We start from the raw sequence: 23,827 nt of genomic DNA, 5'->3' as shown, positions 1-23,827 counted from the left end.
GCCGTGCCCTCCTTTCCCTCACGTCCAGGAGCCTCCATGAAAGCGGTCGCCACCCTCCATCCCCTGCCGATCGACGATCCGCAGTCGCTGCACGACCTCGACCTGCCGACGCCACCCGCGCCCGGCGGCCACGACCTGCTGGTGCGGGTCGAAGCGGTCTCGGTCAATCCGGTGGACACCAAGGTCCGCGCCAAGGGCGCGAGCGACGGCCAGCCCAAGGTGCTGGGCTACGACGCCGCCGGCGTGGTCGAGGCAGTCGGGCCGGACGTCGACGGCTTCGAGCCGGGCGACGAGGTCTATTACGCCGGCGACATCACCCGTGCCGGCAGCAACGCCCAGTACCAACTGGTGGATGCGCGCATCGTGGCGCGCAAGCCGGCCACGCTGGACTTCGCCCAGGCCGCGGCGCTGCCGCTGACCACGCTGACCGCCTGGGAACTGCTGTTCCAGCGCATGCCCTTCGACTTCGACGACGCACGCAACCGCGGCCGCCGCCTGCTGGTGATCGGCGGCGCCGGCGGGGTCGGCTCGATCGCGATCCAGTTGGCGCGGCACGCCGGCTTCGAAGTGATCGCCACAGCCTCGCGGCCGCAGACCCGCGACTGGTGCCTGCAACTCGGCGCACACCACGTGATCGACCATCGCCAGCCGCTGGGGCCGCAATTGCAGGCGTTGGGCATCGACCAGGTGCAGGCGGCGCTGAACCTGGCCGACACCGACCGCTACTGGCAGGCGCTGGGCGAGCTGCTGGCACCGCAGGGCCACGTCGGCCTGATCGTCGAGCCGAGCGGTCCGCTGCACATCGGCGATCCGTACAAGGCCAAGTGCATCGGCATCCACTGGGAAATGATGTTCGCACGCGCCCGTTTCCGCACCGAGGACATGATCGAACAGCACCGCATCCTGGCGCGCACCGCCAGCCTGGTGGACGCAGGCGAACTGCGCACCACCCTGACCGAGACACTGAGCCCGATCAACGCCACCACCCTGCGCGAGGCGCACCGCCGCCTGGAATCAGGCAGCACCATCGGCAAACTGGCCCTGGTCGGCTGGGGCTGAGTGGCGCAGCGATCGGAACATTGGTGCGACGGCTCTGCTTTGTGCGCGTGGCGATGGTTGGCTACCCCATTGACCGCAACCGCTCCTGCTGTTGCCGTTGCTGTTGCTGTGCTTCTGCCTTTGCCGTGCTTTTGATCTACCGGGCCCCCTCGGCGCGGCAGCCACGGCGGGCGAATACCCGAAGGGCGACGCGCAGGATGCGCGTCGTTTTCCGCCGGCACATGGGTGAGCCGGATAAAGGCGAAGCACTGCTTCGCCCCGGCGAACGGGCTGGCGCCGTGAGGCGCCTGCCCCGGGCTTGGCCGCGTAGCGGACAAGTGCCGTCGGAAAATGCCCGACGTGGCTGCGAACCTGGAGCGCGTTAGCGCGCAAGGCGCGCTGCGGGGTGTGCTTTCTTTTGGTTACTTTTCTTTGCACAAGCAAAGAAAAGTGACCCGCGCCCAGCGGAAGCTGTTGCCGTTGCTCTGCTTCGAAAGCTCCAAGCTTCAAAAATGCCAGCACCAGAACCAGGGCAAACGTCCACATCGACGTGAAAGCATCGCCCTACTTGCCGCCAGCCCGGTTTCACGGCACCCTGCGCCCTTCCGTACGCCTGCGTATCCACGCCATGTCGCCCGCCCCCGGCCAGCCCGACCCCGACCCCACCGCCTACCCGCACCTGTTCGCCCCGCTGGACCTGGGCTTCACCCAGCTGCGCAACCGCATCCTGATGGGCTCCATGCACACCGGCCTGGAAGACCGCGCCCGCGACTTCCCCAAACTGGCCGCGTACTTCGCCGAGCGCGCCGCCGGCGGCGTCGGCCTGATCGTCACCGGCGGCTTCGCGCCGAACGTGGTCGGCTGGCTGAAACCGTTCGGCGGCAAGCTGTCGTGGCCGTGGGAGGTCCGCCCACACCGGCAGGTGACCGCCGCGGTGCACGCGCACGGCGCCAAGATCTGCCTGCAACTGCTGCACGCCGGGCGCTACGCCTATCACCCCTTGTCGGTGGCGCCGTCGAAACTGAAGGCGCCGATCAACCCATTCACCCCGCGTGCGCTGTCGGCGCGCGGCGTCGAACGTCAGATCGATGCCTACGCCCATGCCGCCAAGCTGGCGCGCGAGGCCGGCTACGACGGCGTCGAAGTGATGGGCTCGGAAGGCTATCTGATCAACGAGTTCATCGCCCCGCGCAGCAACCGCCGCAACGACGCCTGGGGCGGCGACGCCGCCAAGCGCATGCGCTTCGCGGTGGAGATCGTGCGCCGCATCCGCGCCGCCTGCGGGCCGGACTTCATCATCGTCTATCGGCTGTCGCTGGTGGACCTGGTCGAGGACGGCAGCGACTGGCAGGAGATCGTGCTGCAGGCGCAGGCGATCGAGGCCGCCGGCGCGACCCTCATCAACTCCGGCATCGGCTGGCACGAGGCGCGGGTGCCGACCATCGCCACCTCGGTGCCGCGCGCAGCGTTCGCGGCGGTGACCGCCAAGCTCAAGCCGCACGTGCGGCTGCCGCTGATCGCCACCAACCGCATCAACATGCCCGACGTGGCCGAGCGCATCCTCGCCGGCGGCGGCGCCGACATGGTGTCGCTGGCGCGGCCGCTGCTGGCCGACCCGGAATGGGCGAACAAGGCGCAGCGCGGCCAGGCGCAGGCGATCAACACCTGCATCGCCTGCAACCAGGCCTGCCTGGACCACGTATTCGAGAACAAGACCGCCAGTTGCCTGGTCAATCCGCGCGCGGCCGCCGAGACCGAACTGAACTACCTGCCGACCCGCGCGCCCAAGCGCATCGCCGTGGTCGGCGCCGGCCCGGCCGGCCTGGCCTGCGCCACTGTGGCCGCACAGCGCGGCCACCGCGTCACCCTGTTCGACAGCGCCGGCGAGATCGGCGGCCAGTTCAACGTGGCCAAGCGCATTCCCGGCAAGGAGGAATTCCACGAGACGCTGCGCTACTTCCGCCACCAGATCGACGCCACCGGCGTGGAGTTGCGCCTGCAGACCACCGCCGATGCGGCGCTGCTGGCCGACTTCGACGAGGTGGTGCTGGCCACCGGCATCGTGCCGCGCACCGTGGATTTCCCCGGCGCCGACCATCCCAGCGTGGTCAGCTATCTGGACGTGCTGCAGGGCCGGGTGCAGGCGGCGGACAAGGTGGCGATCATCGGCGCCGGCGGCATCGGCTTCGATGTCGGCGAGTTCCTGGTGCACGCCGGTGCGTCGACCGCGCTGGACCCGGCGCGGTGGATGGCCGAGTGGGGCGTGGACCCGCAGTTCGAAGGCCGCGGCGCGCTGTGCAAGCCGCGCCCGGAGCCGCCGGCGCGCAGCGTATGGCTGCTGCAGCGCAGCCCGGGCCGGCCCGGCGCGCGGCTGGGCAAGACCACCGGCTGGATCCATCGCGCCACGCTCAAGGCCAAGGGCGTGACCATGCTGGGCGGCGTCGAATACCTGGGTGTGGACGACAGCGGCCTGCGCATCCGCGTGGACGGCGCCGAGCAAGTGTTGCCGGTCGGGACCGTGGTGGTCTGCGCCGGCCAGGAACCGCGGCGCGACCTGCAGGCGGCACTGCAGGCCGCCGGCCGCAGCGCGCACCTGATCGGCGGCGCCGACGTCGCCGCCGAACTGGACGCCAAGCGCGCCATCGCCCAGGGCAGCCGGCTGGCCGCGCAACTGTAGGGCGCGCCTCGCGCTGGCCGTCGGAAGGCCGCCGGCCAGGGCAGCGGACTTGGTGCTGTCGCATCGCGCGGCTATAAGCCTGGGGCATGCCGCGTCCCTCGCCCCTGCCCGCTCTACCCCGGCTGCCGCAGGCGGCCCTGGCGGCGTATGCCGGCGCGCATTTCGGCAAGAGCCTGCTGTGGTACGCCGGCGAGCTGCTGCTGATCTATTCGCTGACCGAACACGCCGGCCTGCGCGCGATCGCAGCCGGTGTGGTGCTGGCGTTGGGCCTGCTGCTCAGCGCCGCGATCGGCCTCGGCGCCGGCTGGGGCCTGCGTCGGCGCCTGCGCGACGTGGGCAGCGCCGGGCGCCTGCAATGGCATGGCCTGGCCGCCGCGGCGCTGGCGCTGCTGCTGGTGTTCGCCGCGCCGTTGCTGCCGCCGCCGTGGCGGCTGGGCTACGTGCTGGCGGTGAGCCTGCTGTTCCGGTTGGCCTACGCCGCCTGCGACGTGGCCCAGAACACCTTGCTGAGCCTGGCGCAGTGGCCCTGGCGCGGCCACGACGGCGCCAGTGCGCTGCGCCTGGCAGGCAGCGGCGCCGCGGCGCTGCTGATCAGCAGCGTGGTCGGCGCCGTGCTGGCGCGCGGCGCCGATGGCGGCAGCCTGGCGCTGCAGGCCAGCGCGGTGCTGGCGGCCGTGGCGATGTTATGCGCCTGGCAGTTGCAGCGCGTGCTGCGCCACGCCGCCGTCCACCCGGCACCCGCCGACACCCAGGCCGTGGCAGCAACCGACCAAGCGCCCTCCTGGCGCGCGATTCCCTGGCAGCCGCTGGCGCTGATCGCGGCGGTCTCATTGACCCTGCCCGCGTTCACCAAGCTCGCCCCGTACGTGGCTGCCTACGGCCTGCTCTCGCCCGGTTGGGGCAGTGCGGTCCTGATCGCCTACGCGCTCGGCACGGTGCTGGTGCAACCGCTGGCCGCGCGTTGGGGCCGGCAGCGCACGCCGACGCAACGCCTGGCCTGGCTCGGCGGCGCGCTGCTGCTGTGCGCCCCGTTGTTTGCGCTGGCGTTGCCGGCGCAGCCACTGCTGAGCCTGGCCGCGGCCGCCTGCATCGGCGCCATCGGCGGCAGCGGCGGGCAACTGGTGTGGGCCTGGCATGCGCAGTGCACCGCGACCCGGGCGGTCGCCGAGCACGCGCTGTGCTTCGCCGCGCTGACCGCGGCCGCGCAGGTCGCACTGGCCGCCGGGGTGGTGCTGATCGGCGTGCTGCTGGACGCGCTGGACTACCGCGACGGGCACTGCCTGCTGCTGTGCTGGGCGATGGCGGCCGGCCCGCTGCTGTGCGGGGCGTTGTGCCTGCTGCTGGCATGGCTCACCGGGCGCGGCCGATCGCCTCCGCTCGGTGCCGGCCTGGCGGCGCACGCGAGCAGCGGCTGAGACCGCGACGCACGGTCGACGCCGCCGCGATGCACCGCGAGCGAGCGCCTGGCCAGCAGCACATCCGCAGCGCGGCGCGACGCGCTGCGCCCGCCGTTGCAGGCCTCAGGCGAAGAACGCCTGCTGCAGCGGCATCAACGCCGCGCCCAGGGTCACCGCGTCGCCGACGGTGCGCGCAATGCACAACTGCGGCAGCGGCGGCGCCAGGCCATGCCGGTTGGGCGCGCGCGGGATACGGATACGCTCGATCAGGCGCTGCGCGATCGCGGCCGGCAGTCGCCCGCCGATCACGATCGCCTGAGGATCCAGCGCGTAGGCCAAGTAGGCGCACAGCTGCGAGAACGGTGCCTCGGCCATGTCCAGCCAGGCGTCCACGCCCGGCGTGTGCGCGTCGATCGCGCCGAGCATCTGCTCGACCCCGGCGTAGTCCTGGCCGGCGGCGCGCACCAGCGACAACAGCGCGTCCAGGTTCGGATAGGCCATGCCGCCGACGGTCCAGATGCCGCCGAACTCGCCGGCATTGCCGCGGTAACCGCGGAACAGCCGGCCATCGGCAATGATGCCGCCGCCAAAGCCGTTGGTCAGGTGCAGGTAGACGAAGTCGCGGCAGTCGCGGCCGACCCCGTACAGGCTCTCGGCCACCGCCGCCGCCGCGCCGTCGTTCTCCAGCGTGACCGCGCCGCCCAGGGCCTCTTCCAGGATCGGCACCAGGTCCACCTGGGTCCAGTCCTCCAGCGCGGGCGGCCCGGCCATCTGCCGGCCCTGCCCGGTGAAGAACGCCGAGATCGCCATGCCGGTGCCGACCACCCGCGCCGGGTCCACTCGGCTCTCGGCCAGCAACTCGGCACGGAACCGCTGCAACTGCGCCAGCACCGGCGCGCGGCGCATGTCGGCCAGGCCGATGCGGCGCTGGCCGCGCACGTTGCCGGCGAAATCCACCAGCGCCAGCGCCACCACGTCGCCCATCAGGCCGATGCCGAAGGCGTAGGCGTAATCCGGCGCCAGCCGCACGTCGACACTGGGATTGCCACGGCCCTCGGCGGCACGAGCGCTGAGCTGGACCATGCGGTCCTGCACGAACCCCTGCAGCAGGCGCGCCACAGTGGGCTGCGACAGGTCCAGGTCGCGGCTCAGCGCCGCCTGGGTCTGCACCCCAGTCTTGAACACACGGTCGAGCAATTGGCGGCCGCCAGCGCTGACGCGCGGCGGGAAATCGGGATGCGGCATAGGCGGGCGCAAAGCGTGATGGATGCACGACCGCGACAACCTAGCACGTGGACATAGAAGTTTCATACATGGTAAATAGTATTAACCCCACATTCTTTTACTGGGGGTCTTCATGCGTACCGTTCACCCGCACCCGAGCCTGTTGGCACTGGCGCTCGCATCCATCCTCGGCAGCGCCGCTGCCGTCCACGCCGAGGACGCGCCGGCGCCGCCGGCCGACGCCACCACCACGCTGGACCAGATCGTGGTCACCGGTACGCCACAGGGCCAGTCGCAGAAGGACGCGCCGTTCGCGATCAGCGTGGTGTCCAAGGAACGCCTGGAGCGCAGCACCCCGAGCAGCAGCGTGGACATGCTGCGGGCGGTCCCCGGCTTCTCCGCCGAACCCTCAGGCGGCCAGGGTGGCGGCCAGAACCTCTACGTGCGCGGCCTGCCGGCGGGCGGCTGGTACTACGTGCAATACCAGGAAGACGGCCTGACCCTGTTCGAGGAGCCGCAGGAAAGCTTCTTCAACGTCGACACCCTGTTCGCGCTGGACATGATGACCGAGCGCCTGGAAGTGGTGCGCGGCGGTACCTCGCCGCTGTTCGCGACCAATGCGCCGGGCGGCACGGTCAATGCCATCACCCGCCACGGCACCGCCACGCCCGAGGGCGCGGTGCGCATGACCGTCGGCAGCGATGGCCTGCGTCGCGAGGACGCCTACAGTGCCGGCCCGCTCAGCGAGAACGTGCTGTACAGCATCGGCGGCTACCACCGCAGCGACGACGGCCTGCGCCGCACCGGCTACACCGCCGACCAGGGCGGCCAGTTGCGCGGCAACCTGACCTTCCTGATGGGCGATGCGGTCCTCGACGTCGACGCCAAGTACCTCAACGACCGCACCGCCTTCTACAACCCGATCCCACTGGCCGACCCGCGCAATCCGGCGCAATCGCTGTCGGCGCTGATCGACCCGCTGGACGGCACGCTGCTGTCCAACGACCTGCGCCATACCACGGCCCTGACATTCGACGGCACTACATCGCTGGCGCGCGACCTGGACCTGGCCGACGGCATCCACAACAAGGTCAAGCAACTCGGCACGCACCTGGAATGGGACCTGGGCGACGGCCTGACCCTCAACAACCGCATGCGCTTCGTCGATGCGGAGGTGGACTACACCGCACTGTTCTCCGGCGCCGCGCCCTACGACGCCGGCGCCTACCTCAACACGCAACTCGGCCGTGCGCGCAACGGCTTCGGCGCGCGGGTGGCGCGGGTCGGCTACGTCACCACCCGCAACGGCGCCGCCTACGATCCGGCCGCGGCCGACGGCCTGGTGCTGGAGAGCGGCCTGTGGAATGCGCGCACCCATCTGCGCACGCTGTCCGACGACCTGCGCCTGAGCAAGGCGTTCGACGACACCGCGCTGGGCCAGCACACGCTCACCGCCGGCCTCAACGTGCAGCACTTCGAGTACCGCCAGGACCGGCTGCAGAACACGGTGCTGACCACGCTGCAGAACAACGCGCAGCGTCTGGACGTGCTGGCCTACGACGCCGCCGGCAACGTGGTCGGTTCGGTCACCCAGAACGGCTTCGTGCGCTACGGCAACGGCGTCACCAGCGGCTTCGCCAACGGCACCTATCTGTCGCCGTACCTGTGGGATTCGGTACGCCTCGGCCGCCTCGGCCTGGATGCCGGCGTGCGCTACACCCGCTACAACGCCAACGGCGGCGTCTACGCCACCACCACGCGCAATCTCGGCGATCCGACCACGCTGGCCGACGACAACGTCGGCGGCCTCAGCGGCGCGTTCAGTCCGCGCACCGATCATCGCCACGCCACGCAGTGGACGCTCGGTGCCGAGTTCGCGCTCACCCCGCAGCTGCAGACCTTCGCCCGCTACACGCAGTCGCAGCGTCTGCCGCGGCTGCAGAACGTCTACCAGACCCAGAACGCCGACGTCACCGACATCGACCAGGCCGAGGCCGGCCTGCGCGGCAGCTTCGGCGACAGCTTCTCGTTCTCCACGGTGGCTTTCTGGAGCCGCTTCAACGATCTGTCGATCAGCGCCATCGTCCTCGACGGCAGCGGCGCGGTGCAGAGCCTGGCGCTGGTCGGCAAGACCCGCACCCTGGGCCTGGAATCGGAGTTCACCTGGCGACCGTCGCCGCTGTTCGGCATCACCGGCTCGGCCACGCTGCAGAATCCGCAGACGCGCGGCCTGAGCAACGCGACCACCGGCCTCAGCTACGGCGACCTGGACGGCAAGCAGATCTCGCGCATTCCCAAGTTCATGGCCTCGCTCAGCCCGACCCTGTACGTCGACATCGACGGCCGACCGGTCGAACTGTCGGCCACCGCCTATCGCATGGGCCAGCGCTACGTGGACTACACCAACGCCACCGCCCTGCCCGCCTACACCACCTACGACCTGGGCCTGTTCGCGCGGCTGAGCGCGCACCTGGAACTGCAGCTGCACGCGGCCAACGTCAGCAATGCGCTCGGCCTGACCGAAGGCAATGCGCGCGTGGACACGCTGTCCGGCCAGGGCACCGCCGACGCGATCTACGCACGGCCGATCTTCGGCCGCAACTACAACGCGTCGCTGACCTGGAGGTGGTGAGCATGCGCTGCCGAGGAATGCTGATGAGCGCAGCGCTGTCGCTGCCGATACTGGCCCTGGCGGCGACGCCGAGCCTGCCCGAGCGCCTGCGCGACCCGCACGGGCCGGCGCTGGTGGTGTCGCACCGCGCCTGCTGGACGTTCGCGTCCGAGAACACGCTGGACGGCATCGCCGCATGCATCGCGCGCGGCGTGGACATGGTCGAGATCGACGTGCGCACCAGCCGCGACGGCGCGCTGGTGCTGATGCACGACGACACCGTGGACCGCACCACCGACGGGCATGGCGCGGTGGCCGAGTTGGACGCCGCGCAGATCGCCGCCTTGCGCGTGCGCAGCCGGGGCGGCGGGCGCGACAGCACCCTCACCGCGCGGCATCCGCCGACGCTGGCGCAGGCGCTGGCCGTGGCGCGCGGCAAGGTGCTGGTAAACCTGGACATCAAGGCCGCGGCACTGGACCAGGTGATCGACGCGGTGGAGGCGGCCGGCGCGCAACGCGACGTGCTGCTCAACGTACCGCTGGACGTGCCCGCAGCGGTGCTGCAGCGCGCGCGCAAGGCCGACATCGCGGTGCAGGCGCTGTACCTGCAGCGTGCGTCGACGCTGCCGCCCGAGCAGGCCCTGCGCCGCGCCGCCGCGTTGCGGCCGGCGGTGGTGCAGTTGATGTTCGACGACCCGGCGGTGCTGGACATCGCGCAACGCGAACTGGCGCCGCACACGCGCCTGTTCGTCAACACCATGACCAACGACATCGCCAGCGGCAGGCCGATGCGGCTGTCGGCCAACTACACCGACCAGCGCGCGCTGCGCGATCCGGCCGAGATATGGGGTGGGCTGCGCAAGCATGGCGTCAGCATGATCCAAACCGACGAACCGTTGGCATTGCAACGCTACCTGCACGGCGCGGACACGCCGCGGTAGCCGGCCTCGGTCCAAATCCCGGCGACGCCACGCGGTGGCCCACGCGGGGCGTCGCCAGGAGTTCAGTTTCAGACGGGTGGCATGCAACGCCAGGACGATGCCCGTCGCTTCGAGCATTGCGCTGCAGACGACACGCCCATGCGTCCGTCGCTTGCAGTGCGTTGCGCCTGCTTCATTTCATTCCATCAACCCCGAACGGAAGAGAGCACATGAAACTGCCCAAGAAACCCGCCAAGGTTCTCGCCCTGGCGCTGGCCTGCGCGTCGCTGACGGCGCTGTCCGGCATGGCGTCGGCCGCCAGCAACTGGAACCCGGAACACATCCTCAACGTGATGAAGAATCCCTACCAGGGCAATCACGCCGACGTCGTGGTGATCTCGCATCGCGGCCTGGTCGGCAACGGCTGCGCCGAGAACTCCACCTGCTCGATCCTCGATACCTACAACGAGAACATCGAAGCGATCGAACTGGACGTCAAGCAGGCGTCCGATGGCGTCCTCTGGCTGTTCCACGACCAGAACGCCGGCCGCGTCATCGATCACACCCCCGGCTTCAACATCTTCCAGCCGGCCGCCAATCCGTCGGGCTGGAATCCGGACATCAGCACCCTGAGCAGCCATGATCTGATCAACATGTACCTGCGCGACAAGAACTTCGCCAAGACCAACGACCATCCGGCCTCGTTGGGCATCGCACTGGACGCGGTGAGCCACTACGCCAACCACATGGTGGTGGTGCTGGACCTGAAGTCGCTGGACGCGGTGTCGCGCGCGGCCGACCAGGTCAATGCGTTCAAGATGCAGAACCAGGTGGTGCTGAAGTTCAGCGCCTCGCTGCTGCCGAGGACGCCCAGCGACATCACCCGCTTCACCAAGGGCGTCCCGTTCGCCCCGACCGTCTATGCGGGCGACATGGACAGGATCGCCGACAACTACGTCGGCCTGTGCGGCTTCACCGCGCCCAACACGCCGCAGTGCCGGGTCAGCGCCTGGATCACCGAAGTGCGCAAGCAGAGCGGGTTCGCCTGGCTGGAGATCGGCAACAAGCAGCCGCGCCGCGGCGATCCGACTGCCGAACTGCTGGCCGCGAACCAGGCGCAGAAGCAGGCGATCGGTGCGTTCTCGCCGGTGCCCGAGTACCGCCTCAGCAGCCATGACGGCCAGCACTATGTGCGCAGCAACGGCACCTGCTGTGCGTCGCTGGACGACTACCTGACGAAAACCAAGTACTTCGGCAACGAGACCGCGGACGACCGTCCGGACTTCCGCGCGCAGGTCACCGCCGGCTTCACCAGCATCATCACCGACGATCCGCTCGGCGTGATTCGCGCCAACGTGCCGCGCAACACCGCGCGCTACAACTGACCACTGGATGGTCGCGCCGGGGAGTGCGCTCCCCGGCCCTGCACGGCGCCCATGCGCCGTGCAGTCCGTCGCCCGCCTTCAGGAGTTCCCATGCGTTCCGCCACACGTCCCCGCCATCTGCTTCTCGCGCTGCTGGTCGCCGGCGCGTGCGTGCCGCTGCTGCAACGCGCGGCCACCGCCCACAGCGCGCAAACCGCAGCGCCCGACTCGCTCGCAACGCACCCGCACGCCGGCCCAGCAAACGCGCAGACCCCGTTGCCCACAGGCGCCGCTTTGGTGAACGGCAGCGCCGTGCCCGGGCCACCCGCCAGCGTGGTGCTGGCCGCGGCGCAGGCGCTGCCGGCCGACTTCCAGGCCGATGTGCTGCTGCGTCTAGCTGCATCCACCGATCTGCCAGCCGACGGCGATCGCGCCGCTGCCGCACAACGATTGACACAACAGGCCGTGGCACTGGCCGAGCGCGCGCAACGGCATATGCCTGGCCTGGCCCGCGTCGGCAGCATCGACGAAGAGCGCGACAACGAGTTGCGGACGCCGCGCACCGCCGGCCTGGATCAACTGACGCTGCAGACGCGCGCCGAACAACGCGCCACCCAGGCGCAGGCGCAGGCGCAGGCGTTGTTCGCCGCGCTGCCGACGCCGCACGCTGGCAGTTGCGATGCGGACTATCTCGACGATCCCAGCCCGACCTATGCGTTGGCCAGCGCACTGCAGCCGGCACAACCGGCAGCGCGCGCCAGTGCGCTCGCCGCACGCGTGGACGCGGCGCAACACGAAACCGACACCGCCCCGGCGCTGAAGATGGCGCTCGCCGCTGCGCCGCTGGACAGCGCCGGACAGGCACAGCTCGCCGACAGCCTGGTGCGCATGTTCGAGCGCATCCGCGGCGACGATGCCGGTTTCACTGCCACCGAGCTGAGCGTGGCCGGCGACATGCCACTGCTGCTGCAACAAGTGTCCGACCCTGCGCTGCGCGAGCGCCTGCATGGCGCCTACCGCGGTTATGTCGCCGCGCATCTGGCGCAGACCCGCTGTGCGTCCAGCGTGCTCGGCGACCATTGGCTGCTGGAGCAGCGCTTCGTCGCCGACGTGCCGGCCGAACGCATCATGCCGGCGCCGCCGGTGCCCGCGATGACGGTCGATGCGGATGCGATTTCGTTGATCCGCCAGGCGGGCTACAACATCCGCGCGCAATTGCTGGACCCCACCGCCAGTGCAGGCGATGCCGCCATCGAAAAAGCGTCAGTGGAATTCCTCGACCAGCTCGACCGCGGCGCGCTGCAGCAGGCCGCAGCCAGCGACGACAGCGGCCGCGTGCAGCGCGCGCGCCTGCGCGAGCTGCTGCGCTATCTCGAGTACGCGCCGGCCGGCGCGGCGCGCGACCGCGGCATGCGCCTGCTTGCCGCGTTGCTGAGCGGCCCCTACTACGCACGCGATCACGACACCTGGTTCGGCGATCTGCGCGTAGTCGCGGAGCAGGCACAACGCTGGCCCGATCGCGACCAACGCCTGGCGCAATTGAGCGGACACGCCGATCCGGTGGTGAAGGTGTACGCGATGCTGATGCAGCGCAAACAATTTTCCTGAGTGTGATGTCCTCCGTTGCGGCACTGCACCATGCCGTCGCGCAGCCAGACGCGACGGCATTGCCGCAAAGCGAGATGTGAACCCTGTCAAGGGACGGGGTTCAGTTGCGATTCGGGAAGCGGCGCCTATTGTGCGCCCCTCTTCCGATCCGCCCATCTTGGCGGGTCCCGCCGGACTTCAGATTGCCGGCACCCGGGCGGCCCGTGACAGGCCGCCTCCCCATGACGCCAAGCCGCATCGCTTGCCGCGCCACTCCGGCGCAGCGCCACGACCACGGCCCATACGGAGCAAGGAGTACGATGAAACTGGCCTGGATTCTCTGGCTGTCGCAATTGTTGCCGCAACCCGCTGCCGATTCGCTTTGCCTCAGCACCACCGTGTACCTGGAAGCGCGCGACCAAACCCTGCGCGGACAACAAGCCGTCGCCGAAGTCGCACTGCGCCGCCTGGACAGCGGCCTGTGGGGCGATTCCATGTGCGAGGTGGTCACCGCACGCAAGCAGTTCGCGCCGGGCCTGGTGAAGCCGGGAACGGAACTGAAGAACGACGACGCCTGGGCCGATGCGGTCAAGGTCTCCTTCGACGCCGAGCGCAACTGGGCGTTGCCGCAGGGCCAGCGCAAGGAGATCGTGCCCGGCGCCAGCCACTTCGCCGCGCACGCGATCGCCAGCCCGAGCTGGCGCAATGCCTACCAGGTCGCGACCATCGGCGACCACACGTTCTATCGCGTGCAGAAGCTGCGCCCGCGCAACGCGTCGTAAGCGTTCACCGCGCAGGCATGTCCTGACGCAGGCTCCCGCGTGCCATGCATGGCGCGTTGATCGCCAAGCGCCCCGCGCAGCAGGTACGCTCTGCCGTCCTGACTGATGCGGAACTGCCTGCCATGAAACTCTATTCCAAGCCCGGCGCCTGTTCGCTGGCCGATCACATCGCGCTGCGCTGGGCCGGATTGCCGTTCGAACTGAAGCTGCTCGACGCCGCCGCGATGAAGGGGCCCGCGTATCTGGCGATCAATCCGGCCGGCGCGGTGCCCGCGCTGCAGATGGACGACTGGGTGCTCACCCAGAACTCGGCGATCCTCAACTACATCGCCGACCTCGCGCCCGACGCACACCTGACCGGCGACGGCAGCCCGCGCAGTCGCGCCGAAGTGCAGCGCTGGCTGGCCTTCCTCAACGCCGATCTGCATCCCGCGTTCCATCCGCTGTTCGGCAGCACCCGCTATCTCGACGATGCCGCGGTGATCGCCCGCACCCAGGAACATGCGCGCGAACGCGTGCGCACGCTGTACGCGCGCGTGGAAGCTGCGCTGGAACAGCAGACCTGGCTGGGCGGCGCGCGCCGTTCCATCGCCGATGCGTACCTGTTCGTCACCCTGCGCTGGGCGCGCGCGCAGCAGATCGCGCTCGGACCCAATCTGCAGCTGCATTTCGAACGCATGTCCGCGGACCCGCAGGTGCAGGCGGCGCTGCAGGCCGAAGAGCTGAGCTGATCGGCGCTGCGAACGCCGGCGCGTCTGCGCCGGCGTCGCACGTCGACGTCAACTGCGCAAGGCGCGACGGATCTCCTCCAGCGCGCTGGGATCGTCCAGCGTCGACAGATCGCCAGGATCGCGCTGCTCGGCCAGCGCCTGCAACGAACGCCGCAACAGCTTTCCCGAGCGCGTCTTCGGCAGTGCCTGCACCAGATACACCTGCGCCGGACGCGCCACCGCGCCAAGACGCTGCACCACGCACTGGCGCAGTTCCTCGACCACCGCCGCGGCATCCGGCGCAGCCTGCTTCAGCGTCGCGAACACCACCGGCACCTGCCCCTTCAACTCGTCGTGCATGCCGATCACCGCCACTTCGGCCACGTCGGCGTGGCCGGCGATGGCTTCCTCGATCTCGCGCGTGCCCAGCCGATGCCCGGCGACGTTGATCACGTCGTCGGTGCGGCCGAGGATGAAGGTGTAGCCGTCCTCGTCGCGGATCGCCCAGTCCAGCGAGCTGTACAGCAGCGTGTCGAAGTGGCTGAAGTAGCTGCGCAGGAAGCGCGCGTCGTCGTTCCACACCGTGGTCATGCAGCCCGGCGGCAACGGCGGCTCGATCACCAGCACGCCCTTGCGCCCGGCCGGCACCTCCACGCCGTGTTCGTCGACGATACGCGTGCGATAGCCGAGATTGGGAAAGCCCGGCGATCCCGGCTTGACCGGCCGCAGTTCGACGCCCGGCAGCAGGGTCAGCACCGGCCAGCCGGTCTCGGTCTGCCAGTAGTTGTCGATCACCGGCTTGCCCAGCGCCTCGCCGATCCACAGCGCGGTCGGCTCGTCCAGCGGCTCGCCGGCCAGGAACAGATAGCGCAGCGCGCTCAGGTCGCGCTCGCGCAGGTAGCGCGCCGGATGTTTCTTCAGCACGCGGATCGCGGTGGGCGAGGAAAACATGGTGCGCACCCGGTACTTCTCGCACAGCGCCCACCACACACCCGGATCCGGCTGCACCGGCAGGCCTTCGTACAACAGCGAGGTCGCACCGACGATCAGCGGACCGTACACGTTGTACGAATGCCCCACCGCCCAGCCCACGTCGGAGGTGGAGAACATGGCCTGCCCGGGGCCGCAGTCGAACACCGTGCGCATCGACAGCGCCAGCGCCACCGCATGCCCGCCGACATCGCGCTGCACGCCCTTCGGCTTGCCGGTGGTGCCGGAGGTGTACAACAGGTAGCTGGGTTCGTTGGATTCCAGCCACACCACCGGCACCTGCGCATCGCCGACGTCGGCACGCAACTCGGCGTAGTCGACGTCGCGCCCGGGCACGCGCGGCTGCGCCGGATCCAGCCCGCGCGAGACGATCAGCACCTTCGGCGGCGGCGCGCTGGCTTCGGCGCACGCCGCATCGACCAGCGGCTTGTAGGGAATGCGCTTGCCGCCGCGGCTGCCGGCGTCGGCGGCGATCAGCAGCTTGGGCCGCGCATCGTCGATGCGCAGCGCCAGGTTGTGCGCGGCGAAGCCGCCGAACACCACCGAGTGCACCGCGCCGATGCGCGCGCAGGCCAGCATCGCGTACACCGCCTCGGCCATGTTCGGCATGTAGATGACCACGCGGTCGCCGCGCTGCACGTCCAGCCGCTGCAACACCGCGGCAAAGGCGTTGACCTCGCGGTGCAGCTGCGCATAGGTGATTTCCTGGGTCTGCCCGGTTTCGCTGGACACCGCGACCAGCGCCAACTGCGCGGCGCGCGCCGGCAGGTGCCGGTCGACCGCGTTGTGGCACAGGTTGGTCAGGCCGCCCGCGAACCAGCGCCGGAACGGCGGCGTGTCGTACTCCAGGATCGTCTGCGGCAGGCGCTCCCAGTGGATCGCCCTGGCCTGCTCGGCCCAAAACTCTTCGGGCCGCTCGATCGAACGTCGGTACAGCGTCGCGTAGTCCATGCCGCCCCTCCCAAGGCCGGTGCACCGGCTCCGAGCATAGTCCTTCGGCGGGGAGGGCGTCGTTCCGACCTTGGTCGAACGGGGCCTAGACGGACAACGCGGATCCAGCTCCAGCGCAGCGCGCGCTGTCAAACCCTTGAACGAAGCTGCCGCGACGCCGTGTCAGCTCGGGGTATCCCTGGATCCCTGGCGAGCCAAGCCCTCACCGGCGCCAGCGTCTCGGCGAAGGTCTGGAATCGTTCTTCGCGAATGAAGTCGTCGTCGGGATACCCGAACCAGTAATGCACGGCCACGTGCCGCTCACGACGCCGCACATCCACCGAGTGCGTCTTCTTTTCGCCGAGCGCGAACAAGAGCGGCACCGTGCCATCCCACCTGCAGTATGCGAAATACCCTTCTGGGACCAACACGTTGACAAGTCGCTCGATCTCAACCGCGTCATCAGTGCGATGCATGCAAAGTTCCTTCACCACGATTCACCATTGCTGCGAGACACCTCGGCTCGGGCGCGCTTCGTCAGGCGCGCTCATCGACCGCATGCACCAATTCCAGGTTCGCACAGTCTTCCGATTCGAGCACCCAACCCGCGGTCGGCGTGTCGATCATGATGCCTTCGCCGAACTCCGACCGGAACCACGCTCTTGATGCGACGTCTTCTTCGGGTGGAAAGTCGTCGGTGCTGATGACAAAGAGCACTCGCGACGGACGTTCGTCATTGCGCCACTTGACCAGGTCGCCACGACGAACAGGTGTCGTTGTACCGGGGTAGCAGGGACTGGACATGGCTCGCCTCACGCCTGGATCTAGCCGCGCCGCAACGCGGCGTCGGCTGGACGAATCGCCGGAGACGGACCTACTTCCCCGGCACCGTAAACGTCACCACCACATTCCCAGGCGCCTGCTCGAAGCGCGTGGCGACCGAATCCTTGCTGAGTTGCACGATCTGCGCCAGCGGCTTGTGCGGCACGCCCTGGAAGTTGACCGTAACCTGGACCAGCGAGCCGTTCGCCCAGTTGAAGCCGACCGCGGGCTTGCTGCCGACCGATTTCTCCAGGTCGGCCGCCACTTCCTGCGAATGCGCGTACGCATTCTTCACCGTGTCGACGGCGCCGCATGCGGTGAGCGCCAGCAGCACTGGCGCGCAAAGAAAACGCAATTTCATCGTGCGCTCCCAGGTCGTCGCGTTATTGCTTCTGTGCCGCCGCGGTCTCCGCCGCCGCACGCGGCGGCGCCTGCTTCACGTAGCGGTCGAACCACTCCAGCATTTCCGCCACCACGTCCTCGTTGGACTCGCGCGCGGTGTACCAGTGCGGTTCGAACGGCAGCAGCACCAGCCGCGCGGTGCCGCCGAGGCCGCGGATGGCCTGGAACATGCGCGGGGCCTGGGTGGTCTCGGTGCCGGGGTTGGCGTCGTCCATGCCGTGCACCAGCAGCAGCGGTTCGTTGATCTTGTCGGCGTGGAAGAACGCCGAGGCCTGCGCATATACCTCCGGCGCGGCCCAGAACGACCGCCGCTCGTTCTGGAAGCCGAACGGGGTCAGGGTCTTGTTGTAGCTGCCGCTGGTGGCCACGCCGGCGCGGAACAGGTCGGTGTGCGCCAGCAGGTTGGCTGCCATCAGCGCGCCGTGGCTGTGCCCGGTGACGCCGATGCGGTCGCGGTCGACCACGCCCAACTCCACCGCCTTGTCCACCGCCGCCTGGGCGTTGTCGACCAGCTGCTGCAGATAGGTGTCGTAGGCGGTCTTGGGGTCGCCGACGATCGGGAATGCGGCATCGTCGATGATCGCGTAACCCGCCAGCAACAGCAGCTGATAGGAATGCAGGCGGGTGAAGTCGCGGTCGTTGGCGCCGCTGACCTGGCCGGCCTTGGACGCATCGGCGTAGTCCAGCGGATAGGCGTAGAGGATCGCCGGCACCCGCGTGCCTTCCTTGTAGCCGGGCGGCGTGTACAGGGTGAAGGACAACTCCACGCCGTCCTTGCGCTTGTAGGTCACCAGGCGCTTCTTGATCTGCCGTACCACCGGAGTCGGGTCGGGGAAGCGGGTCACCGGCGCCAGGGTGGAGGCGACCACCGCCTCGCCGACTGCCGCGGCCGGTTGCGGCTGGCCCAGCGTGCGCAGGTACACGTTCGGCGGGTCGCTCGGCGACTGCCTCCAGGTGAGCAGGCGGGTGGTGTCGTCGCCGGCGAACCCGGCGAAGGCCTCGTCCACGTCGGTGCCGCTGCGGAACAGGCGCTGGGTCTTGCCGCTCGCCAGGTCGTAGCGGTCCAGGAACGGCCGGTCGCCGGCCGGAGTCGCGCCCTGCCCGCTCAGGAACAGCGCACCGTTGTCCTCGCGCAGCACGTACTCGCCGTTGGCCAGGCGGCGCAGCTCGGGCGTGCCGGGATCGGCGTAAAGGTCGTCCGTGGACAGGTCGAACAGCACCCGCCCGGCACTGCCGGGGCGGTCGGCGTCGAGCAGCGTAGTGCGGCGCCAATGGCGGTTCTCGTCGTCCTCGTCCAGCAGCACCTGGCCACCCTGCGCGAACCAGCTCAGGCCGGCGTAGCGCTGGGTCACCTTGGCCAGTTCGCGCGGCTTGCCGGTGAACGGCGCCGCCAGGGTCAGCAGCTTGTCGCGGGCAGGAACGCTCGTCTTCCAGTCGCCGCCGTCCAGCGCCTCGGCCCACACCAGCGTCGCCGGCTGATTGGCGCGCCAGCTGTAGGCGCGCGGCCCGGTCGGCACCCCGTGCACCGGCACCCGGTCGGCCACCGGCAGGTTCGCCAGCACCCGCTCGCTGCCGTCGGCCAGATCCAGCACCGCCACGTCGTGGGCGAAGCGGCCGTAGGTGGTGACGTAGGAATACGGGCGCTGCAAGCGCTCCACGCGCACGTGGCGGCCGTCCGGCGCACCGTCGACCACCGAGTACACCGCCGGCTTGCCGACCGTGCGCAGCTTGCCACTGGCGGCGTCCACGGTGACCAGTTGCGAGGTGGCGTAGTAGGTGAACTGCGCCTCGTCCTCCGGGCTGGACAGGGTGTCGCGGGCCTCGTAGGTGCTGCTCTCGCCCTTGCCGCGGATCGCTTCCTTCACCTCCGGCCCCGGCGGCACCGCCGCCTTCACCGGCGCCGGCCCCAGATCCTGCGGCACCGCACGCACCAGCAGCGTGTCGCTGCCGCCCAGCCACTGGATCTCGCCGCCCAGCACCGGATTGAGCTGCACGCCGTCGATGCGGCGCACCGCACCGGTGGCGACGTCGCCCAGCCACAGCTCGACGCGGTCGGCCGCGGTGTTGTTGAAGGCGAAGCGGCGCCCGTCCGGCGACCACACCGGCTGCGCCGGGCAGGCGCCGGCCGGCAGGGTCACCGCGGTCTGCTTGCCGCTGGCCACGTCGACCAGGCTGAAGCCGTCCAGGCAGGCGCGGATGCCGTAACCGTTGGACATGTCGTGGCGGGCATGGGTGCGCGGTTCCACGCGCACCCCGGCCAGCTTCAGGTACGGCTCGGCGACGCGCGCGATCGGCGGGTAGGCCTGGCGTTCCACCAGCAACAGGGTGCGGCCGGTCGGATCCAGCCGCGGCGACGGATTGAGCGGGGCGCGCATCACGCCGAGCAGCGGCTCGGGCGGTTGCCGATACCCGCTGTCGGCGGCGGCATGGGCGGTAGCGGGCAACGCACTGGCGAGCGCCAGCACGCCGATCCAGCGGAACGGCATGAGCATTGTCGAAATCCCCTTTCGAATGACCCCGGCAACCTAGCACGGCCGCCGCGCCGCGGCCGAGCGCCGAAGGTCATGGCCTGCCCGCCCGCGCGCCGCGCTCAGGCCGGCGCCAACGTCTGCTCGGCGGCCAGCGCCGCGACCACGCTGGGACGCTGCGCGATGCGTGCGAGGTAGGCGGCCAACGCCGGGTACCTGTCCAGCGACAGGCCGAACCGCGGCAGCCAGCCGAGTACGGTGAACAGATAGGCATCGGCCACGCCGAAGCGCTCGCCCAGCAGGTACGGCTGCGTGCGCAGCGCCGCCTCGGCATGGGCATAGCGCTGCAGCAGCCGGGCGGCGACCGCGGTGCGCCGCTCCGGCGCCAGCGCGGCATCGAACAGCGGCACGCTGCCGGCATGCAGTTCGCTGTTGATGAAGGCCAGCCACTCGTACAGGCGATAGCGCGGCAACGCGTCTGCGGGTGCGGGTGGCGCCAGCGCCGCCTGCGGACAGCGATCGGCCAGGTACAGCAGGATCGCCGGCCCTTCGGTCAGCACCTGGCCGTCGTCCAGTTGCAGCGCCGCCACGTAGCCCTTGGGGTTGATCGCGAGGTAATCCCCGCCCTCGTCGGTGCGCTTGCTGCGGCGGTCCACGCGCACCAGCCGGAACGGCAGCTGCAGTTCGCGCAGCACGATGTGCGGCGCCAGGGAACAGGCGCCAGGAGCGGCATAGAGGAGCATCGGAACGTCTCGCAGGGGCGCCGGACAGTCGGCGCGCGCAGTGTGCGCGGCATGGCGGCCTGTAGAGAAACAAGAATGTCAGTGCGGGTCAGTAGCGCCGCTGATGGCCTGTTCCAGGAACGCGCGCAACTGCAGCGCGGCCGGTGCCGGTTGCGCAGCGGCGACCAACGCGAAGCGGCGCTGCAGCCGCGGCTGCAAGGGCAGCACCTGCACGCCGTCGCGCTCGGCCGGCAGCACCGACGCCGGCAGCAGGCTGGCGCCCGCGCCATCGCGCACCAGCGCCCAGGCGCTGGACCAGTCGCGCACCTGCAGGCGCAGGTCGGCAATCGCCAGCCCGGCGCGTTCGGCCAGGCGCTGCGCGTGCAGCCAGCAGCCGCCGGTGGCCAGCACGAACGGCAGCGCCAGCAGTTCCGCCAGGGCGATGTCGCGCGCCTGCGGACGCGCCAGCGCCGGCGGCAGCACCGCCAGCCATTCATCGCGGCCGAACACCGTGGCGTCGCGCTCCGGCGCCGGATCCAGCACCACGCCCAGGTCGACCGTGCCCGCCGCCAGCCAGGCCTCGACCTCCTCGTCGCTGCCTTCCAGCCAGACCACGCTGGCATCCGGATGCGCCCGCTCGAACGCGCGCAGGCGCGGCGCCAGCCACGGCCGCGACGAGGCGAAGCCGGCCACCCGCAGCGAGGCCGCCCCCGGTGCACGCTCCGCCCTGGCCAGGGCCTGGATCTGCCCCAGTTCGGCCAGCATCGCCCGCGCATGCGCCAGCGCCTGCATCCCGAACGGGGTCGGTCGGACCCGCCCGCGCTCGCGCAGCAGCAGCGCCGCGCCCAGCACGTGTTCCATCTGCGCGATGGCCTGGCTGGCGCCGGACTGGGTGATGCCGCAGCGCGCGGCGGCAGCGCTGATGCTGCCGCACTCGACGACGGCGACGTACAGCCGCCAGTGGATCAGATTCATCATGTCGGGCTCCCAGAACGCGAAACGCCGGGCGGTGCCCGGCGTTCCGTGACGACGCGATCGCGTTGGCGATCAGCCCAGCAGGTGGGCCACGCCGCTGCGCTCTTCTTCCAGCTCGGCCAGGGTCTTGTCGACGTACTTCTGGCTGAAGTCGTCGATCGGCAGATCCTTGACGATGGTGTAGCTGCCGTTCTCGGTGGTGACCGGGAACCCGAAGATCACGCCTTCCGGGATGCCGTAGGAGCCGTCGGACGGCACGCCCATCGTCACCCACTTGCCGTTGCTGCCCAGCACCCAGTCGCGCACGTGGTCAATGGCGGCGTTGGCGGCCGAGGCGGCCGAGGACAGGCCGCGCGCTTCGATGATCGCCGCGCCGCGCTTGCCCACGGTCGGGATGAAGGTGCCGGCATTCCATTCCTGGTCGTTGATCGCGTCGGCGATGGAGGCGCCGTCGGCGGTGGCGAAGCGGTAGTCCGGGTACATGGTCGGGCTGTGGTTGCCCCACACCACCAGCTTCTCGATGCCGCCGACCGGCTTGCCGAGCTTGAGCGAGAGCTGGCTCAGCGCGCGGTTGTGGTCCAGGCGCAGCATCGCGGTGAAGTTCTTCGGGTTCAGGTCCGGCGCCGACTTCATGGCGATGTAGGCGTTGGTGTTGGCCGGGTTGCCGACCACCAGCACCTTGACGTCGCGCTTGGCCACCTTGTTCAGCGCCGCGCCCTGCGCGGTGAAGATCTTGGCGTTCTCCAGTAGCAGGTCCTTGCGCTCCATGCCCGGGCCGCGCGGACGCGCGCCGACCAGCAGGGCGATGTCGGCGTCCTTGAACGCCACTTCGGCGTCGTCGGTGCCGACCATGCCGGCCAGCAGCGGGAACGCGCAGTCTTCCAGCTCCATCATCACGCCCTTCAGCGCGGCCTGGGCCTTCTCCATCGGCAGTTCCAGCAACTGCAGGATCACCGGCTGGTCCTTGCCCAGCATTTCGCCGGAGGCGATGCGGAACAGCAGGGCATAACCGATCTGGCCGGCGGCGCCGGTCACGGCAACACGAACGGGTGCTTTCATGGGGGATTCCTCTGCTAAGAAAGTGGGTGGGGTGGATCAGTAGACGCGATAGCCCAGCTGCTGCAGGTGCAGGTCCAGGGCGGCGGTGTCGTAGCCTTCGACCACGTGCTGGCCGATCACGGTGATCGGCACGCCTTCCAGGCCCAGCGCGGCGGCGGCCTGGCGGCCGGCCTCCTGCTCCACGTCCAGGACCGTGTAGCGGACCTGGGCGCGGGCGAAATCGGCCTGTTGCCGGCGGCAGTAGCCGCACCAGTCGGCGGCGAGCATGACGATGCCGTCGTCGCCGGTCAGCCGCCGCGGGTCGCCCGCGGCCAGTGCGGCCGACGGCGCCGGGTCCGCGCTGCGCCACCAGGCATGCACGCCGCTGCCGATAACGAGCAGCAGCAGGCACAACACAAGGGGGCGCATCGTCATCGGCGGTCGGGTGCGGCAATCAATCGGGAAAATGGTAGCACGCAGGCTCCGCGCGCCCGGCCGCAGGACCGGTCGCGCGGACAGCGCCGGATCAGGCGTCGAGGGTGCGGTTCCACTCGGCGACGCGGTCGGCCTTGGCCGCCAGCACCGCGTCGGCGTCGCCTTCGATGGTGATCTTGTTGATCACGTCGCCCTGGGCGACGCTGTCGACCACATCCAGACCCTCGAGCACCTTGCCGAACACGGTGTGCTTGCCGTCCAGCCACGGGGTGGCGGTGTGGGTGATGAAGAACTGGCTGCCGTTGGTGCTGGGGCCGGCATTGGCCATGGACAGCACGCCGCGCTCGTGGCGCACGCCGTTGTTGGTCTCGTCCTCGAAGCGGTAGCCCGGGCCGCCGCGGCCGGAGCCTTCCGGGCAACCACCCTGGATCATGAAGTCGGCGATCACGCGGTGGAAGTTCAGCCCGTCGTAGAAGCCGCGCTTGGCCAGGTTCACGAAGTTGGCCACGGTCAGCGGGGCCTTGTCGGGATACAGCTCGATCTTGATCGGGCCGCGGGCGGTGTCGAAATGGGCGATCAGGGACATGGGATTCCTTGGAAACGGGAGCGTCATGAGGGGCGCATAGGATACACGGCGCCTTGTTCAGGCTTCGCCCGCGCCCGCCGCCGGCGCCTGAACGGGCCCGCCCGGCCCACCGCCGCCGGGCGCCGGCAGGCGCCACGGGATCCGGGTAT

The 23,827-nt window shown here is 70.0% G+C and carries 20 protein-coding genes; 9 read left to right on the top strand and 11 right to left on the bottom strand.

Annotated elements, in window-relative coordinates; all coding sequences use genetic code 11:
* Positions 1-36: 36 nt before the first annotated feature.
* From AC1PK7_RS04420 to AC1PK7_RS04410, 3 genes are all read left to right on the top strand, one after another.
* Positions 37-1,059: a zinc-binding alcohol dehydrogenase family protein gene (locus tag AC1PK7_RS04420; protein WP_481099982.1), complete on the top strand. Its 1,023-nt coding sequence runs from the start codon at positions 37-39 to the stop codon at positions 1,057-1,059.
* A gap of 607 nt (positions 1,060-1,666) precedes the next feature.
* On the top strand, positions 1,667-3,715 hold the full coding sequence (locus tag AC1PK7_RS04415) for an oxidoreductase (RefSeq protein WP_481099981.1): 2,049 nt from the start codon (positions 1,667-1,669) through the stop codon (positions 3,713-3,715).
* An 86-nt stretch (positions 3,716-3,801) separates the two neighbouring features.
* Complete coding sequence (locus AC1PK7_RS04410; RefSeq protein WP_481099980.1) at positions 3,802-5,130, top strand: MFS transporter; 1,329 nt, start codon at positions 3,802-3,804, stop codon at positions 5,128-5,130.
* A 105-nt stretch (positions 5,131-5,235) separates the two neighbouring features.
* Here AC1PK7_RS04410 and AC1PK7_RS04405 read toward each other — a convergent pair whose 3' ends face one another.
* Positions 5,236-6,357: an ROK family protein gene (locus AC1PK7_RS04405; RefSeq protein WP_481099979.1), complete on the bottom strand. Its 1,122-nt coding sequence runs from the start codon at positions 6,355-6,357 to the stop codon at positions 5,236-5,238.
* A gap of 112 nt (positions 6,358-6,469) precedes the next feature.
* On the opposite strand from AC1PK7_RS04405, the gene AC1PK7_RS04400 reads away from it, so the two are divergent.
* From AC1PK7_RS04400 to AC1PK7_RS04375, 6 genes are all read left to right on the top strand, one after another.
* Complete coding sequence (locus AC1PK7_RS04400; protein ID WP_481099978.1) at positions 6,470-8,968, top strand: TonB-dependent receptor; 2,499 nt, start codon at positions 6,470-6,472, stop codon at positions 8,966-8,968.
* 23 nt (positions 8,969-8,991) lie between these two features.
* Positions 8,992-9,888 carry a glycerophosphodiester phosphodiesterase family protein gene (locus AC1PK7_RS04395; RefSeq protein WP_420009013.1) on the top strand — a complete coding sequence of 299 codons (897 nt, stop codon included), beginning with the start codon at positions 8,992-8,994 and terminating at the stop codon, positions 9,886-9,888.
* A 209-nt stretch (positions 9,889-10,097) separates the two neighbouring features.
* On the top strand, positions 10,098-11,252 hold the full coding sequence (locus AC1PK7_RS04390) for a glycerophosphodiester phosphodiesterase family protein (protein ID WP_420009012.1): 1,155 nt from the start codon (positions 10,098-10,100) through the stop codon (positions 11,250-11,252).
* Between the two features lie 276 nt (positions 11,253-11,528).
* Entirely contained in the window at positions 11,529-12,839 is a 1,311-nt protein-coding gene (locus AC1PK7_RS04385; protein ID WP_481099977.1) for a hypothetical protein, read from the top strand.
* Positions 12,840-13,138: 299 nt separating this feature from the next.
* Complete coding sequence (locus tag AC1PK7_RS04380; RefSeq protein WP_010340474.1) at positions 13,139-13,600, top strand: cell wall hydrolase; 462 nt, start codon at positions 13,139-13,141, stop codon at positions 13,598-13,600.
* A 122-nt stretch (positions 13,601-13,722) separates the two neighbouring features.
* On the top strand, positions 13,723-14,331 hold the full coding sequence (locus AC1PK7_RS04375; RefSeq protein WP_481099976.1) for a glutathione binding-like protein: 609 nt from the start codon (positions 13,723-13,725) through the stop codon (positions 14,329-14,331).
* Positions 14,332-14,379: 48 nt separating this feature from the next.
* On the opposite strand, the gene prpE is transcribed toward AC1PK7_RS04375, so the two are convergent.
* From prpE to AC1PK7_RS04325, 10 genes are all read right to left on the bottom strand, one after another.
* Positions 14,380-16,251 carry a propionate--CoA ligase gene (prpE, locus tag AC1PK7_RS04370; protein WP_481099975.1) on the bottom strand — a complete coding sequence of 624 codons (1,872 nt, stop codon included), beginning with the start codon at positions 16,249-16,251 and terminating at the stop codon, positions 14,380-14,382.
* A gap of 128 nt (positions 16,252-16,379) precedes the next feature.
* Positions 16,380-16,706, bottom strand: coding sequence for a hypothetical protein (locus AC1PK7_RS04365; RefSeq protein WP_481099974.1), 327 nt, complete (start codon positions 16,704-16,706; stop codon positions 16,380-16,382).
* A 61-nt stretch (positions 16,707-16,767) separates the two neighbouring features.
* Positions 16,768-17,034: a hypothetical protein gene (locus tag AC1PK7_RS04360; RefSeq protein ID WP_267097059.1), complete on the bottom strand. Its 267-nt coding sequence runs from the start codon at positions 17,032-17,034 to the stop codon at positions 16,768-16,770.
* A gap of 70 nt (positions 17,035-17,104) precedes the next feature.
* Positions 17,105-17,413 carry a hypothetical protein gene (locus AC1PK7_RS04355; protein ID WP_481099973.1) on the bottom strand — a complete coding sequence of 103 codons (309 nt, stop codon included), beginning with the start codon at positions 17,411-17,413 and terminating at the stop codon, positions 17,105-17,107.
* 22 nt (positions 17,414-17,435) lie between these two features.
* Positions 17,436-19,946, bottom strand: coding sequence for a S9 family peptidase (locus AC1PK7_RS04350; RefSeq protein ID WP_481099972.1), 2,511 nt, complete (start codon positions 19,944-19,946; stop codon positions 17,436-17,438).
* 98 nt (positions 19,947-20,044) lie between these two features.
* Positions 20,045-20,665 carry a glutathione transferase GstA gene (gene gstA, locus AC1PK7_RS04345; protein ID WP_481099971.1) on the bottom strand — a complete coding sequence of 207 codons (621 nt, stop codon included), beginning with the start codon at positions 20,663-20,665 and terminating at the stop codon, positions 20,045-20,047.
* A gap of 78 nt (positions 20,666-20,743) precedes the next feature.
* Positions 20,744-21,622 (bottom strand): LysR family transcriptional regulator, encoded by an 879-nt coding sequence (locus tag AC1PK7_RS04340; RefSeq protein ID WP_481099970.1) that lies wholly within the window; start codon positions 21,620-21,622, stop codon positions 20,744-20,746.
* A gap of 69 nt (positions 21,623-21,691) precedes the next feature.
* Positions 21,692-22,678 carry a malate dehydrogenase gene (locus AC1PK7_RS04335; protein ID WP_152247409.1) on the bottom strand — a complete coding sequence of 329 codons (987 nt, stop codon included), beginning with the start codon at positions 22,676-22,678 and terminating at the stop codon, positions 21,692-21,694.
* A 36-nt stretch (positions 22,679-22,714) separates the two neighbouring features.
* A complete protein-coding gene (locus AC1PK7_RS04330; RefSeq protein WP_481099969.1) occupies positions 22,715-23,092 on the bottom strand; it encodes a glutaredoxin family protein in 378 nt (125 codons plus the stop codon).
* A 91-nt stretch (positions 23,093-23,183) separates the two neighbouring features.
* The gene (locus tag AC1PK7_RS04325) at positions 23,184-23,678 is read right to left on the bottom strand and encodes a peptidylprolyl isomerase (RefSeq protein WP_010340465.1); all 495 of its coding nucleotides are present in this window, start codon (positions 23,676-23,678) and stop codon (positions 23,184-23,186) included.
* Positions 23,679-23,827: the final 149 nt, after the last annotated feature.

It is taken from the genome of Xanthomonas sp. NCPPB 3174 (assembly GCF_056725205.1).
Note: the sequence above shows the minus strand (reverse complement) of the source record. Positions and strands in the feature narration are given on the sequence as shown.